17 protein-coding genes are annotated in these 14,560 nt (G+C 40.2%); 10 read left to right on the forward strand and 7 right to left on the reverse strand.

The features are described from left to right. Window positions 1–186 precede the first annotated feature (186 nt). The 3 genes from metK to pcrA all read left to right on the forward strand — a co-directional run bounded on the left by metK (window position 187) and on the right by pcrA (window position 6,739). Window positions 187–1,449 carry a methionine adenosyltransferase gene (gene metK / locus RMY31_RS01910; RefSeq protein WP_322662383.1) on the forward strand — a complete coding sequence of 421 codons (1,263 nt, stop codon included), beginning with the start codon at window positions 187–189 and terminating at the stop codon, window positions 1,447–1,449. Window positions 1,450–2,550: 1,101 nt separating this feature from the next. After that, window positions 2,551–4,272: an ATP-binding protein gene (locus RMY31_RS01915; protein WP_322662381.1), complete on the forward strand. Its 1,722-nt coding sequence runs from the start codon at window positions 2,551–2,553 to the stop codon at window positions 4,270–4,272. Between the two features lie 142 nt (window positions 4,273–4,414). Continuing rightward, window positions 4,415–6,739: a DNA helicase PcrA gene (gene pcrA, locus RMY31_RS01920; RefSeq protein ID WP_322662379.1), complete on the forward strand. Its 2,325-nt coding sequence runs from the start codon at window positions 4,415–4,417 to the stop codon at window positions 6,737–6,739. A gap of 57 nt (window positions 6,740–6,796) precedes the next feature. Here the strand turns inward: pcrA and RMY31_RS01925 are convergent, their stop codons facing one another. Continuing rightward, entirely contained in the window at window positions 6,797–7,090 is a 294-nt protein-coding gene (locus RMY31_RS01925; RefSeq protein ID WP_322662377.1) for an antibiotic biosynthesis monooxygenase, read from the reverse strand. Window positions 7,091–7,212: 122 nt separating this feature from the next. On the opposite strand from RMY31_RS01925, the gene RMY31_RS01930 reads away from it, so the two are divergent. Further along, window positions 7,213–7,356 carry a hypothetical protein gene (locus RMY31_RS01930; RefSeq protein ID WP_322662374.1) on the forward strand — a complete coding sequence of 48 codons (144 nt, stop codon included), beginning with the start codon at window positions 7,213–7,215 and terminating at the stop codon, window positions 7,354–7,356. A 336-nt stretch (window positions 7,357–7,692) separates the two neighbouring features. On the opposite strand, the gene RMY31_RS01935 is transcribed toward RMY31_RS01930, so the two are convergent. After that, window positions 7,693–8,373, reverse strand: coding sequence for a tetratricopeptide repeat protein (locus tag RMY31_RS01935; RefSeq protein ID WP_322662372.1), 681 nt, complete (start codon window positions 8,371–8,373; stop codon window positions 7,693–7,695). Between the two features lie 727 nt (window positions 8,374–9,100). On the opposite strand from RMY31_RS01935, the gene RMY31_RS01940 reads away from it, so the two are divergent. Beyond that, on the forward strand, window positions 9,101–9,427 hold the full coding sequence (locus RMY31_RS01940; RefSeq protein ID WP_322662370.1) for a YbjQ family protein: 327 nt from the start codon (window positions 9,101–9,103) through the stop codon (window positions 9,425–9,427). Between the two features lie 392 nt (window positions 9,428–9,819). Beyond that, the gene (locus RMY31_RS01945; RefSeq protein WP_322662369.1) at window positions 9,820–10,449 is read left to right on the forward strand and encodes a hypothetical protein; all 630 of its coding nucleotides are present in this window, start codon (window positions 9,820–9,822) and stop codon (window positions 10,447–10,449) included. Between the two features lie 66 nt (window positions 10,450–10,515). Here RMY31_RS01945 and RMY31_RS01950 read toward each other — a convergent pair whose 3' ends face one another. Further along, complete coding sequence (locus RMY31_RS01950; RefSeq protein ID WP_322662367.1) at window positions 10,516–10,974, reverse strand: YbhB/YbcL family Raf kinase inhibitor-like protein; 459 nt, start codon at window positions 10,972–10,974, stop codon at window positions 10,516–10,518. Between the two features lie 412 nt (window positions 10,975–11,386). Here RMY31_RS01950 and RMY31_RS01955 point away from each other — a divergent pair, with 412 nt between their 5' ends. Then, window positions 11,387–11,845, forward strand: a complete 459-nt coding sequence (locus tag RMY31_RS01955; protein ID WP_322662365.1) for a hypothetical protein — start codon at window positions 11,387–11,389, stop codon at window positions 11,843–11,845. A gap of 139 nt (window positions 11,846–11,984) precedes the next feature. Here RMY31_RS01955 and RMY31_RS01960 read toward each other — a convergent pair whose 3' ends face one another. Further along, on the reverse strand, window positions 11,985–12,197 hold the full coding sequence (locus RMY31_RS01960) for a hypothetical protein (protein WP_322662363.1): 213 nt from the start codon (window positions 12,195–12,197) through the stop codon (window positions 11,985–11,987). 122 nt (window positions 12,198–12,319) lie between these two features. Here RMY31_RS01960 and RMY31_RS01965 point away from each other — a divergent pair, with 122 nt between their 5' ends. Continuing rightward, complete coding sequence (locus RMY31_RS01965; protein WP_322662361.1) at window positions 12,320–12,559, forward strand: helix-turn-helix transcriptional regulator; 240 nt, start codon at window positions 12,320–12,322, stop codon at window positions 12,557–12,559. Window positions 12,560–12,610: 51 nt separating this feature from the next. On the opposite strand, the gene RMY31_RS01970 is transcribed toward RMY31_RS01965, so the two are convergent. The 3 genes from RMY31_RS01970 to RMY31_RS01980 all read right to left on the reverse strand — a co-directional run bounded on the left by RMY31_RS01970 (window position 12,611) and on the right by RMY31_RS01980 (window position 13,614). Next, complete coding sequence (locus RMY31_RS01970) at window positions 12,611–12,823, reverse strand: type II toxin-antitoxin system HicA family toxin (protein ID WP_322662359.1); 213 nt, start codon at window positions 12,821–12,823, stop codon at window positions 12,611–12,613. Further along, a complete protein-coding gene (locus tag RMY31_RS01975; protein ID WP_322662357.1) occupies window positions 12,813–13,034 on the reverse strand; it encodes a type II toxin-antitoxin system HicB family antitoxin in 222 nt (73 codons plus the stop codon). The genes RMY31_RS01970 and RMY31_RS01975 overlap by 11 nt, the downstream gene beginning before the upstream one ends. Window positions 13,035–13,194: 160 nt before the next feature. Further along, window positions 13,195–13,614 (reverse strand): endonuclease domain-containing protein, encoded by a 420-nt coding sequence (locus tag RMY31_RS01980; RefSeq protein ID WP_322662355.1) that lies wholly within the window; start codon window positions 13,612–13,614, stop codon window positions 13,195–13,197. A gap of 313 nt (window positions 13,615–13,927) precedes the next feature. Here RMY31_RS01980 and RMY31_RS01985 point away from each other — a divergent pair, with 313 nt between their 5' ends. Together RMY31_RS01985 and RMY31_RS01990 are read left to right on the forward strand one after the other, a co-directional pair. Further along, entirely contained in the window at window positions 13,928–14,302 is a 375-nt protein-coding gene (locus RMY31_RS01985) for a DUF262 domain-containing protein (RefSeq protein ID WP_409877119.1), read from the forward strand. Window positions 14,303–14,315: 13 nt separating this feature from the next. Beyond that, complete coding sequence (locus tag RMY31_RS01990) at window positions 14,316–14,504, forward strand: hypothetical protein (protein WP_322662352.1); 189 nt, start codon at window positions 14,316–14,318, stop codon at window positions 14,502–14,504. Window positions 14,505–14,560 lie beyond the last annotated feature (56 nt).

Genomic DNA, 14,560 nt, shown 5'->3' on the forward strand with positions numbered 1-14,560 from the left:
TTAAAATTTTCAAGCAGTAAATATTATTACTTTAAAAGATACTCAGTTTCATTTCGTGGTTTGTCAAAACATCATAAGACACTAACTACTGAATGTGTCAATATTATTATGATTCCCAAAATTATTAGCGAAGCTAAATGCCAAATATTTAGCCAGCGAAAATAGTCAACAAAGGAGGAATTCTCTTTGTCTCGTCGTTATTTATTTACCTCCGAATCAGTTACTGAAGGTCATCCAGATAAAATCTGCGATCAGATTTCTGATACAATTCTGGATACCTTACTTACACAAGATTCCAGTAGCCGTGTGGCAGCAGAAGTCGTAGTTAATACTGGCTTGGTATTAATCACGGGTGAAATTACCACTAAAGCCAATGTCAATTATGTCAATATCGCTCGCAAGAAAATTGCCGAAATTGGCTATGTTGATGCTGATAATGGCTTTTCTGCTAACAGTACCAGTGTAATTGTCGCTTTAGACGAACAATCACCTGATATTGCCCAAGGGGTTAACACTGCCCAAGAAACGCGCCAACAGGATAGTGATGAACTATTCGACAAAATTGGCGCAGGCGATCAAGGTATTATGTTCGGCTTTGCCTGCAACGAAACACCAGATATGATGCCCTTGCCCATCTGTCTTGCTCACCGCTTTGCTCGTCGCTTGGCAGCAGTTCGCAAAACAGGTGAATTGCCATACCTGCGCCCCGATGGCAAAACACAAGTAACTGTAGTCTATGAAGATGGACGACCTGTAGGCATTGATACTATCTTGATTTCTACCCAACATACAGCCAAGATTGGGGAAATCACTGATGAGGCAGCTGTACAAGCCAAGATTAAAGAAGACTTGTGGACAGCAGTAGTCCTGCCTGTTTTTAGTGACATTGACATTAAGCCGACTCAGGAGACACGCTTTTTAGTCAACCCCACAGGTAAATTCGTTGTTGGTGGTCCGCAAGGAGACTCTGGTCTAACAGGACGGAAAATTATTGTTGATACCTACGGTGGCTATTCACGCCATGGCGGTGGTGCTTTTTCTGGCAAAGACCCCACCAAAGTAGACCGTTCTGCTGCTTATGCTGCTCGCTATGTGGCGAAAAATATTGTCGCTGCTGGGCTGGCAGACAAAGTTGAAATTCAGCTATCTTATGCTATTGGTGTAGCCCGACCAACAAGCATTTTGGTAGAAACCTTTGGTACAGGCAAAGTAGGCGATGATATTTTGCTGGAGTTAGTCAAAAAGAACTTTGAACTGCGTCCAGCAGGAATTATCCATGCCTTTAACTTACGCAACTTGCCAAATGAACGAGGCGGACGTTTTTATCAGGACGTCGCGGCTTACGGTCATTTTGGTCGCAATGATTTAGATTTGCCGTGGGAACATACCGATAAGGCGGAATTGTTGAAGCAGGCAGTTAATCAGTCCCTTTCAGCAGCGATCGCCTAGAGCAATGGGCGAGTCGGGGAGTAAGGGTAGCAAGGAGAGATGAGGGGACAAGGAGATAATTCTTCACTTTTGTCTCCTACCTTCTGATACCAATTCACTAAAATTATGAAACAGATGTAAACCCTGAAAGCCTTGCTGCATCTAAGTTTTTTAATTGCAAATTGCGAATTGCGAATTGTGAATTGGTATGACCCCTTGCTATCTTTGAACACCTTGGTATTAAACAAAAAACTCTCTCTGCCTTGTAGTTGCAATAGCAGCATAAAGGCAGAGATTTTTTATCCCAATTTGTACTTGAAATTTTCAACTATTCTGTATTTTATTTACAGCAGCTTGCAAGTAAATTAAGTACAGGGTCTAAGCTTAAAAGCTATATATAAAGCCTCTTCTACTTCTGAATTCAGAATTTTGCTGTATATACATTCAGCAGCCAGTATACTTAAAAAAATTCAGTTTTAGCATGAGATAGAACAGGCAGACTAGGTTAATACGTTGTGCAAAATTATTTGCATTATTTGTTGGAGTAAAGATTCTCTAAATCTGCCAACTTCTCAACGTCAGAAGTTTTTCAAAAATTCAAAGTTTTTATAAAATTAGACAAATGGATGTTAAAATCAGTCGTGATACAGGCTTACCTATCAGGAGCAGCTACTTGAATGTTCTTTGCTGAAAATAGGGTGACATTGTTGTAAGCTCTCTGTGTGGCTTATACTTTACTGTCAAGCGTTATCATAGACCTACAGTTGCTTCTTGTAGAGAAGGGTAAGGGTAAGATAAAGTAGCAGTATAGCCGATATAATATTACCGCAATTAACTGAGTATCAAGAACAGGGTGAGGAGGGTAAGCTCCTAAAAAGATATTTATTCTCATAACTACTAAATTTTGGAAAAAAGTAATTGTTGTTTGTTCCTGCAAAATCAGCGTGTAAATATTCATATCAAAACTGCTCAAATATCATGAAGTCATGCAAATTATCTATAAAAGCTATAATCATGGCTTGTTATAAAAGAAGATAATGTAAGTGTTAATTAGCGGTAGCAATGATTGTCAAAGCGAGATTGATGTGGTGATTTTTACAGGAGGGCAAGGAGATTTGAGGGATGCAAACTCAAAAGCCAATCCCTGTTAACAGCAGTTCAGAAAGCAAAAAAGTGCCAGTTCAAGAACCATCGGACGAACTCCCGACTATAGAATTTCCCTCACGAGGGAAACTGAAAGCCAGTTCCTGGCGCATACATCAAAAAATTGGTTATGGGTACTTTGTGGCAATTGGAATTGGCTTTTTCGGTTCACTTACTGGATTAGTCATTGCCAACTATTACCGGGGGCGAGAAATCAGGCAATTTAATCAAGCTCAAGAACAGACACAATTATTAACTAATTATAAAGATGCGGTAGTAGGGGCACAACTACACAGTGCCAACCTACCTGCATTCTTAGAAGATCCACAGCAGTTGCCAATCAAAAAAGCCGAATTTCTGAAGAATGTTGACAAAGCGAAGAAATTGGAGCAAGAAATTGGTAATTTTATCGACAAAAGACCTAGCGATCTAGCAGCAACAAGTGCTAATTTACAGACTTTATTACAGGATTACGAAATTAATCTAAAATCATACGTTGCCCAAATAGAGACTGTTTTGCAGGTAATTGATTCCCAACAAGTACAGCCACAGCAAATAGACTCAGCACAAGAGCAGTTGTTGAAAATTATGCGTGGTGAAACAGCCAAGCAGTTAGATTATCTCTCGCTAAAATTGACTAATATCTTGCAAACTGCTGAAAATCGAGAGCAGAGAAGGCAAACAGATGTAGAGCAAGCCAAAGGAGTTGAGAGATTAATTGTGATGGTGAGTATGTTGGTATCAGTGGCGATCGCAGCCATTGTAGCGTGGCGTACCAGTCGAGCGATCGCTGAACCAGTAATCACTGTCACTCAAGTCGCTGAGCAAGTAGCAAGGAAATCTAATTTCGATTTACGCGCACCAGTCACCACCGAAGATGAAATTGGCTTACTCGCTAAATCACTTAATCGTCTAATTGAGCGGGTATCTGAACGGACTAAAGAACTAGAACAAGCCAAAGAATTAGCCGAAGCAGCTAGCAAAGCCAAAAGCGTATTTCTAGCAAATGTCAGCCACGAGTTACGCACACCATTGAATGCTGTTATTGGCTTGAGTCAACTTCTGCAAGACGATGCTACCGATTTAAACTTATCCGGAGACTTTATTACTGACTTGGAAACAATCAACTCTGCTGGTAGGCATCTACTGGAGTTGATTAACGACATCCTCGACTTGTCAAAAATTGAAGCGGGGAAAATGACCCTCTATCCGGAGACTTTTGAAATTGCAACGCTGATTAATAACATTGTTCTCACTGTCAAGCCAGCCATAGAAAAAAATGGCAATGTCCTAATAGTGGATTACGATGAGCAGTTGGGAACGATGTATGCAGATCAGACTAGGATGCGGCAAGTTCTGTTAAACCTGCTGAGTAACGCTGCTAAGTTTACCACCAACGGTAATGTGACATTGACAGTCAAGAGCGAAAAGCAAAGCTTGCTACGGAATGCTCCTTTTGGCATTATTACTTTCACTGTTGCTGACACAGGCATTGGGATGACTGGTGGTCAACAGCAACAGTTATTTCAACCCTTTACCCAAGGGGATACCTCAACCACGAAAAAGTATGGTGGTACCGGACTGGGATTGGCAATTAGCCGCCACTTTTGTCAGATGATGGGCGGTGAAATTATTGTCAAAAGTCAGCTAGGGGTTGGCTCTACTTTTACCGTTTACTTGCCACTGACTGTACAAGAATAAGCTGGATTGACTTGCAATTTTAGATTTTGGTATAAGAATATCTTCAAACAATCTTTGTTGACCAAGTTTCGGTAGGATATTGTAACCTGGGCAATAGCCACTCTTTATTGATGTGACGCTAGGCGATCGCTCTTTCACATCCATGACCACAACCATTGACTTTCTCAGTCACCTTAATCCCAGCCAACGGCAAGCCGTCGAACACTACTGCGGCCCGTTACTAGTTGTTGCTGGCGCAGGTTCCGGTAAAACGCGAGCGCTGACTTATCGCATCGCTAACCTGATTCTCAAACACCGTGTCGATCCTGAAAATATCCTGGCGGTTACGTTCACCAATAAAGCCGCACGGGAGATGAAAGAACGGATTCAAAAGTTGTTTGCCGAACAATTGGCAATCAAAGAACACGGTAAGCGGTTTGATTTACTGACAGAATACGAACAAACCAAACTGCGATCGCAAGTCTGGCGCACCTACATCAAAGACTTGTGGTGTGGCACTTTTCACAGTCTATTTTCTCGGATTCTCCGTTTTGATATTGAGAAATACCAAGACGAAAAAGGACGGCGTTGGAATCGTAATTTCTCCATCTTTGACGAATCCGATGCTCAAAGTCTAGTCAAAGAAATTGTTACTAAACAGTTAAACCTAGACGATAAAAAATTTGAACCCCGTTCTGTCCGCTACGCCATTAGTAACGCCAAAAACCAAGGCTTCTCACCCCAAGAATTCGAGCGCGAGCAACCCAATTATCGCGGACGGGTAATTGCGGATGTCTATAGTCGCTATCAAGATAAGCTAGCAGAAAATAACGCTCTCGACTTTGACGATCTAATTCTCATACCTACTAAATTGTTTCAGCAAAACGAGCATGTATTAGGTTATTGGCATCGCAAATTCCGTCATATTCTCGTAGATGAATATCAGGACACTAATCGCACTCAATACGACCTCATTCGGCTATTAGTGACAAACGGCGAAGACAGAAAGAGTGAATGGGAATGGCAGAATCGCTCAGTTTTTGTTGTAGGCGATGCGGATCAGTCAATTTATAGTTTTCGGATGGCAGATTTCACCATCTTGCTGGAATTTCAGAATGATTTTGGCGATGGTTTACCAGATGATGACACGCACACAATGGTGAAGCTGGAAGAAAACTATCGCTCTTGCGAAAATATTTTGCAAGCGGCTAACGAACTGATTGAAAATAATACCCAAAGGATTGATAAAGTCCTCAAGCCTACACGGGGGGCGGGTGAGGAAATTTATTCTCACAAAGCGGATAATGAACTAGAAGAAGCCGACTTTGTAATTCGGCAAATTCGCACTTTAGAACACCAAAATCCCGAATTGAATTGGGGTAGTTTTGCCATACTTTATCGGACAAATGCCCAATCTCGACCTTTTGAAGAATTGTTAGTAAAATATCAAATTCCTTACACAGTTGTGGGAGGAATGAAGTTTTACGATCGCAAAGAAATTAAAGATGTCATCGCTTATTTAAGAGCGATCGCTAATCCAGCTGATACAGTCAGTTTATTGCGAGTCATCAATACTCCCCGCCGGGGAATTGGCAAAACCACTATTGACGCTTTGGTGAATGCTGCTCAGCAATTAGGGACAACCTTGTGGGAAATTATTAGCGATGAAACATCAGTTAATACATTAGCTGGACGAGCGACAAAAGCCGTGAATAGCTTTGCTGAAATGATTAGCCATTGGCAAGCGCAAATCGCGACAGTTCCCGTGACTGAGGTTTTGCAAGGAATACTAGAAGACTCTGGTTACGTTCAAGACTTGATGAGTCAAGGCACAGATGAAGCTACAGATAGGGTACAAAACGTCCAGGAACTTTACAACGCCGCACTGCAATTTCAAGAAGAAAACGAAGAAGTTTCTCTGCGAGACTTTCTGAGTAGTGCTGCCCTCAGTTCCGATTTAGATAACTTAAAAGAAGGACAAACAGCCGTTTCTTTGATGACTTTGCATGCTTCCAAAGGTTTGGAATTTCCCGTAGTGTTTTTGGTGGGATTAGAACAGGGATTATTTCCTGGCTACCGTTCGCTGGGTGACCCCGCATCCTTAGAAGAAGAACGCCGTCTGTGTTATGTAGGTATTACTCGCGCCCAAGAAAGGTTGTATTTATCACACGCCCGCGAACGCCGATTGTATGGTTCTCGCGAACCCGCACTGCGATCGCAATTTCTTGATGAATTACCAGAAGAATTATTAACTACTCAAAGTAAAATTCGTCAGGTTTATACCAAAAGCGCAGCTACAACTAATGGCAAGCAAAACACAACACAAAATTGGCAAGTGGGCGACAGAGTATTACACAAAACCTTTGGTATTGGTGAAATAACCCACGTTTTTGGAGCTGGTCATAAGATTTCTGTGGCGATTAAATTCTCTAGTCTTGGTCAAAAAATTATTGACCCCAGAGTAGCACAGTTGCAAAAAGTAGAGTGATATACTGATATATATAAATACAATTAATTATGTATATCTAAAACTGTAGCTAAGTGGCTATATTTCTACTTGTTCAAAATGTTCAACGGTGGGAAATGGTTCATAAAAATGGTGTAGAAGCTTTTTCCAATCTTGATATTCGGAAGAGCCTCGAAAGCCAATAGTATGAGATTCTAAATTTTCCCATCTCACAAGTAATAAATATTTTCCTGGAACTTCTATGCATTTATGGAGTTCATGGGATAAATATCCATTGCTCGATGAAATAATACTGGAAGCATTTTGGAAAGCAGCTTCAAAATCAGATTCTAGGCCAAGTTTAACGTGCAGCATTGCTGCCTCAAGAATCATACAATTTTTCCTAAAAATTAAGTAAGTCGGTGAAAATAAACCTAGCTATGTAACAGAATGTAAAATCAATATAACCCTTGCGATTGCTTCATTCCACTTTGTTCCATTCGCAATGACATAGCGTGAATTATTTCAGCCGTTCTACTTACACTGATGTAATTAACTATGTTAAGACGATCGCTTTACCTATGTTCAGCCAAGACACATCGGTATTCTCAATAGGTACTTACATGGGTGTTACCAAAGCAGGGGCTAATTGCACATAGACTGAGAATATCTATTTTTTCTCTCTCTTGAAGAAGCATTTATCTGAATTAATAGTCGGATAACCAAAATGATGGTGCATTAGTCAAACTCACGGAATGTTAGTAGTAGAGCGTCAAGGTTAATTTAACGGGTAAAATTTTTAAGAATTTTTACCCTTTGGGTGACGCTCCTTGTGGTGCGTCCGCTAATGCAGTCGCCTGATGCCAGTTTCTGAAACGGGGGAACCATAGCACAGAAGTGGCTTTGGAGGTAAACCCTCCTGTAGCCCTGTCTCACATTGTCGCCCTTGTCCAATTTGAATCCGTCAGTTCAAAGTTGAAAGATTAGTAGTCTCATCATCCTCCCAACTCTCGCAACATGGCATCTACCCTAGCTACTCCATCCAAGTCGTTCTGCTTCTGATATAGGGTACGAGCTTTTTGCAGTACAGTACTTGCTTGTTTAGCTTGCCGTCGCTGTTTATACATCGAACCCATAAACTCATAAGTTTGGGCATTGTTCTTATTCAGGCTGATTGCTTGCTCATATGCCCACATCGCGGCTTCGTAGTCTCCCAAGCGGGCTTGCGTGACACCTAATCCTAAATAAGCATTAACGTTGTTGCGGTTCAGCTGGATAGCACGACGGTAAGCATCTTTGGCCCCAGCAGTATCACCTAAATTACCTTTGATATAACCCACAGCATAGTAAAAATCACTATTGTTGGGGTCGATACCAATAGCACGACGATACGAGGCTAACGCCGATTGGAAATTTCCTTGTTGGGCGTATAAGTAGCCAATCCCGGAATGAATTTTGGCATTTTTGGGATCTAAGGTAGCAGCTTGTTGGTAAACTGCGATCGCTCCATTATAATCACCAGTATTCACAAGCCTCCGCCCTTCCTCTAAGATTTCCTTTAACTCAGGGTTTCTGGCTTGCGCGACTATTGCCTGAGCCTGAGCCTCTGAGGGGATGGTAACGGTACAACATCCTAATAACAGTACGCTAACTATAAGTGAAATGCGCTTGTACACAGTAAATTTCCTGAAATTTTAGAACATTTTTTTCTTGTACATTAAAACAAAAATATTGATTTTTGAAAACTGTATTTATTCGCTTTTACGAAATATTAATAAATCATAAATTTTAATACTTGATAACAGTACAAAAGCGCGAAATTTTCTACTGAAAGATAGATAGCTCAGTATAAATAATTAAGTAAAATCCGCAGATTAATCTGGAACTCGAAAAAAAAATATCTTTGGTTATCAGTAGTTTTCGCATCTTGTTCTTAATACAGACAGAGTATACATCTTTTATGTGAGGTGTCGAATCTTAATTATTTATGATGCTGCCACTTGAAAATCGGTAGATTAAGTATCAAATTTTTCCCTTTTGTTTATTCAAAATCTTTCATCATTCTTTGAGCATTACCAAGATCAGATCGAGCCAAAAGATGAAATGTTCCTTTACATGCTCGACTTTGTCCAAGAAAAAGTCTGAAGCAAAAGTGTGTTTGCGTAAATCTAAAATAAATATTGTTAGCAAATGTTTCCGTTTGTACCTCATGCCCAACGGAAAACTTACTGCTACTTCCCCTCTGCTCTCTGAAGTTCGCCCAAACGGAGACAATGCCACTTGCTTCAATGCTCTTCACCCGCACAACGTAGAGTCTCCCCAACGCAGTGGCTTCTCCTTTCGATTTCTCTTGCTATTTTTATAAGAGATGTCTAGCCGATGTACTAATTGCGAGGCTAATTTATGATTTTAACTACAACTGATGTGATTCAAGGTGCAGTTATTGAGTCATATTTAGGTATTGTGACGGCGGAAGTCGTCTATGGCAGTAATTTCCTACGGGATTTTTTAGCCAGCATTCGGGATGTTATTGGTGGACGCACCGGCAGCTATGAGCGTTTGTTTGAGCAGGGCCAGCGGAAAGCAATAGCAGAATTGGAACAACGAGCGCAGCGTTTAGGAGCAAACGCTGTGATTGGAATTGAAATTGATACTGGCACAATCAATATTGACCAGTCAGGAGTTCTATTATTGATTACCGCTACAGGTACTGCTGTCAAAATACGCTAGTATTTTCATTTTTAAAACTCTGTTTATAGCCTGGCGCTCGAGGAAAATGGGTAATATTTTAGTTAAAATTACCTATTACCTATTCCTAAAAATATTTTTTATCATTAATTCACTATCGCTTGCAGTAAATATTAAAATTATTGAAAATTTTACAGGTATATTTTAAATTAAAGTATGAATTAAGTTAAAGACAAAAAGTTAATATTTTAGGGATTGATTAAGTTAAATTACAAGTTGTAAAACAATGTATTTATTACTACTAAAGATAGAGTACATATCTCTTTCTATTGATAGATATGAAAATATAAGATTAGCAATTTAATCTATAAATAATAAGCATGAATATAGCTGACTAAAAACTTTGCTAAAATAGCTAGGGAGAACAATAAAATATGTCATACGTGAATCGCGTAGGTGATGATGTTATTAATGAGCCAGCAGTGGCAGCTAGAGTAGGTGAATACCATGACCGTGTTCGCTGGGGTCCGATAATTGCTGGTGTTTTAGTTGCCTTGGCTACTCAATTGGTTTTAAGTTCCTTGTTTGGAGCAATTGGAGCAGGTAGCGTTGCAGGTTCAGGAGCGCCAAGAACAATTGCACCCAATGTCGCGGGTAATGTGGGACTTTGGTCAACTATCGCTTTGTTGATTTCTCTCTTCACTGGTGGTTGGGTGACAGCCCGCGCTGCTGGCCCAATGAACCGTAACACAGCCCTACTTAACGGTGCAATCTTTTGGGCTACTACTTTGGCACTCAGTTCTTGGTTATTAGCAAGTGGGGTATCGGGTGCTTTTGGTGTTGCTGCTTCTAATGCTGGCGAAGTGATCAATCAAGTACAACGACCAGGTACTACAGTACCGCAAAATGTACCGAATGTAACTGCAGAGCAAGCTCGTGATATTGCTGCTGCAACTTCAAGAGGTTTGTGGTGGTTTGTATTTGGTTCTTTACTAGGTTTAGCTGCGTCATTGATGGGATCTATTGCTGGTGTACGCAGTCCTAGAACTAACTACCATACTTAAGAATTCTTTTGCAAAACTAAATATCATGAATTTTAAAAGCACCTTGAAAAAGGTGCTTTTTGTTATTTAACGTTGGCGTTTATAAAGTCCAATTAAGTCTGCTTTTGCCAAAACATAACTTTCCATTGCTGCCAAAATTTGATTTTTGGTAGCACCTGCCGCCAAAGCCAACTTTTGATCTAGGGCATAAAGTTTGAAAAAGTAACGATGAGTACCACTGGGTGGACAGGGGCCACCATAACCCAACTTGCCAAAATCATTTGTTCCCTGCACACCACCATTAGGCAGAGTTTTGACAGATGGAATTCGCTCTGGTAGTTGGCTAACTGTAGCTGGAATATCATAAACAACCCAATGAACAAATGTCCGCCCAGGTGCATCGGGGTCATCAACAATCAATACTATGCTTTGTGTTCCTGTAGGGACTTCATGCCAGATTAAAGGTGGAGAAATGTCTGCCCCATCACAGGTATATTTTGCTGGAATTAAACCATTATTATCAAAGACGCTACTTTCTAATTTCATGGTTTTTACCTATTTTTCAATTCACTGCGAAAGAATGTTTGCAAATTCTTCCGTAGTTATGGACTCATCACGCAAGTGTGTTTCTCTGCATGAGATTTAATTTTGATTAAAGTTTAAATATCGATATAACTCATCGGCAAAAGGATGAATATTTGCGTTAGTATATCAAATATTACTGAAATTTATAAATGTATCTTATTAACGTAAAAACTGCCGCTAATTCCTCATTATCAACTTAGGCGATCGCATTTTTTAACTAAGGTGCGATATCTGGAAATACCTTAAAACTATACTTTTGACAGCTTTAGTTTCTTTCAGAAAACTAGATATATATTATGTGTTCACTGTTTATATAGTTCTACTAGAACGCCGAACAGTCATCTTAATCTGTCACAATTTCAGAGAAAACTATATGGATTATTCATTCATAGTTAGATCGGGGTTATCGCTCACAATCATAACAATAGCTTCGTTGATTCATTCTCCTGTATGGGCAGAAATCAGTGAGACGATTCCTCAAAACCTACAGCAGCAAAAACAACCACGGGAGAAATTGAAAAGACAATGGGAGGAGACGAGTAGATGGAAGGATAATTTGAAACAACAACCTCAACAGCTGTGGCAACAATTTCGACAGCAACAAGATGAACAGAGGCTACGGCAACAACTGCAACTAGAACAATTTAGGCAACAAGATGAACTGAGACTACGACAACAACTGCAACTGCGACAATTGAGACAACAAAATGAACTAAGACTACGACAACAATCTTTGGAACAATTGAGACAACAGGAACTGAGACTACAACAACAACAGCAACTGGAACAATTGAGACAACAACAGGACATGCAAAGACAGCAGCCAAGATGATAGAAGGAATGACCTAAGATAAGGCAAAATCCTTAAATCATGAAGAACTGTGATTGTCTCATATTTAAAGAGCGATCGCACTTGGTGAATTAGGGGTGCGATGCCTGCGGCAAGGGCTTCGCCCAACGCAATACAATTGTCAGTCCGTAGAAACGCTTCGGGTTAAAATTTTCATCACTTTGCCTGGTTCAGAAGCGGGTAAAAGTGGACTCCACTCGCTAATCTCAGCAAAACCCATTCTATAGAGCGTGTGAACAGTATTGATAACTGTTTGGCGCGAACCGATAACGAGGAAACTAACGGGTTCTCGGTCTGAATCTGTTTGCGTGGAAAGTTGAGAGTTTTTGTTCATTATAGTTGACCTCAATTTTTACTAAAACTTATGTTCGTTATTACGAACATATATTAACTATATCATGTAGTTCGTAATTACAAACATTTACTTGGGTATTAGCCTCTGACAAAATCGGAGGCATGACACAAGCAGGAAAAGCCCTCAAACGAGTACTAAAAATTTATGGCATCACTCAAAATCGATTGGCAGTAGTGATGGGGGTCAATCGTTCTAGTGTTTTTGGTTGGGTAAATGAAATTGCAGATCCACCGGGTGATACGGTGGTGAAAATTCGCAAAGCACTTGCGGAAATTGAGCCTGCTGCGGCTGAGGAGTTTGTCAGGCTGTTCTGGGGTGATTCAGAAGAAGATGAGAAATAATCTGTGGTGCGTTTCGCCCTTGAGGAATTGAAGGGGCGATCGCACGCCTAATTACCGTAGCTGATTAAACTCTTCTTCTGTAATACCCAACTGTTTGAGAATTTCATGAAATAACCATTTACCAATTTCAGCATTGCCATGAATTGGAATTGTCGTTGCTCGTCCATCTGGATGTTGCCAACGAGCATGACTACCCTTCTGTCGTACTTTTTCAAATCCCAGTTTTCGGGCAATCCTTTCCAATTCAATGGCTTTAGCTGGCATTTGCAATCACCAGTTCAACATCTCCAGGTAGAGAACGACCTTGCTCTGTGTATTCTTCTTGAATCATTTCAAAAACAGAAACAAGTTCAGCACGAGCTTCATCTGGCGTTTGTCCCCAAGCATGACAACCAGGTATGGCTGGAACATAGGCGACAAAAGTACCATTGTCATCGGGACGGATTACAGTAGTGTAGTCTTGCAAAGACTTCATTGCATAACCTGAAGTTTGAGTTACATCTTCAGTTTAAGACGAGCGCACTGGGTAATTAGGAGTGCGATCGCATGGATTGACCTCTCCCCCAGCCCCTCTCCGAAGCAGAGAGGGGAGCTAAATTTCTCCCCCTTCCCTACGAGGGAAGGGGGTTGGGGGGTTAGGTTTCTTTACAACAAGCCTGAGAAATAAGTATCAAAACCTGATCGAGTTCCTGTCTTACTTGTTCATTTTTAATGCGTAACAAATGCAGTCCCCGTCCTGTCAAAACTTTGTCACATTCTGCATCATATTCAACTTGTTGTTCATGAATTTTTCCATCTACCTCTATCACTAACCTAGCTGCATGACAGTAAAAATCTGCAACAAAACCATCAATAATTTGTTGACAGCGAAAGTGTAAACCATTCAAGCGATTAGCACGAAGATGTTGCCAAAGAATCTTTTCTTCTGGTGTCATTTGGCGACGAAGTTCTTTAGCACGTTGCACTTTAATTGGGTTTAATTTTTGTCCAATAACAATGTTGCGATTTCCCTTCTCTTCCCGTGGCGAGGGTTGCTGTGGTATTGGATTGCTCATGTGTAAAGCATAAATACTTATGTTGATTTATACATTATGGCTGACCTCTCCCCCAACCCCTCTCCGATGCGGAGAGGGGAGTCAGATTTCTCCCCCTTCCCTACAAGGGAAGGGGGTTAGGGGGTTAGGTTTGTATGCAAGATGAGAAAGTGCAATGCACATTTAAAAGGGTCTTAAATACAACTTGTCAACTTTGAACCCAGTATATAATATGCTTTAAATCTTACTAAGTCTAAGAATAACTATGAGTATTGCACCTCGCCCGATGAATGTGACAGAAGCTTACTGACTTTATCGCTCTGGCAATTTATTAATTAACCGTAAGTATCAGCGAAAACTTGTTTGGACAGTAATAGAAAAAGAAAAATTGATTAGCAGTATTTTGATGAAGTATCCAATTCCTCTTATTTTGTTAGCAGAGCGTCCTCAAATATATGGTAGTGGGAAATATGAAATTGTGGATGGAATGCAAAGATTAAATGCAGTTTTTGGATTTATAGAAAACTCGTTCGCTTATCAAAAACAGTATTTTGATATTAATGAATTTTCTTATGCTAAACAATTGTCCGAAAATGGTATTTTCCCAATAGCAAGAGAAAAAGATTTTAATATTCTTTCTAGGCAAGAATGCGCTGATATTACCGATTATCAATTAGCAGTTACTTACCAATGCTATTCAAAATTCTGAGCTTACTGAGCTATTGAAAACGCAAGTGCTAGCAAGATTTGACACAATTTCATACAAAGGATTTTTAGTTATTAGAATTACCATTCCTCCGCAAAAAACCGTATCTTTTGTTGGAAAAACAGCTTTTATAAGAAAAGATTCGTCTACTGTACCTATAGAAGGGCCTGATTTACTGGCAATTTTTCAGCTTTTTCAAAAGTAAGTATTAATTAGGGTGGGCTTTGCCCACCCTAATTAAACTGCGGACATACATGATAG

This window comes from Dendronalium sp. ChiSLP03b, assembly GCF_034531165.2.
Taxonomy (GTDB): domain Bacteria; phylum Cyanobacteriota; class Cyanobacteriia; order Cyanobacteriales; family Nostocaceae; genus Dendronalium; species Dendronalium minutum.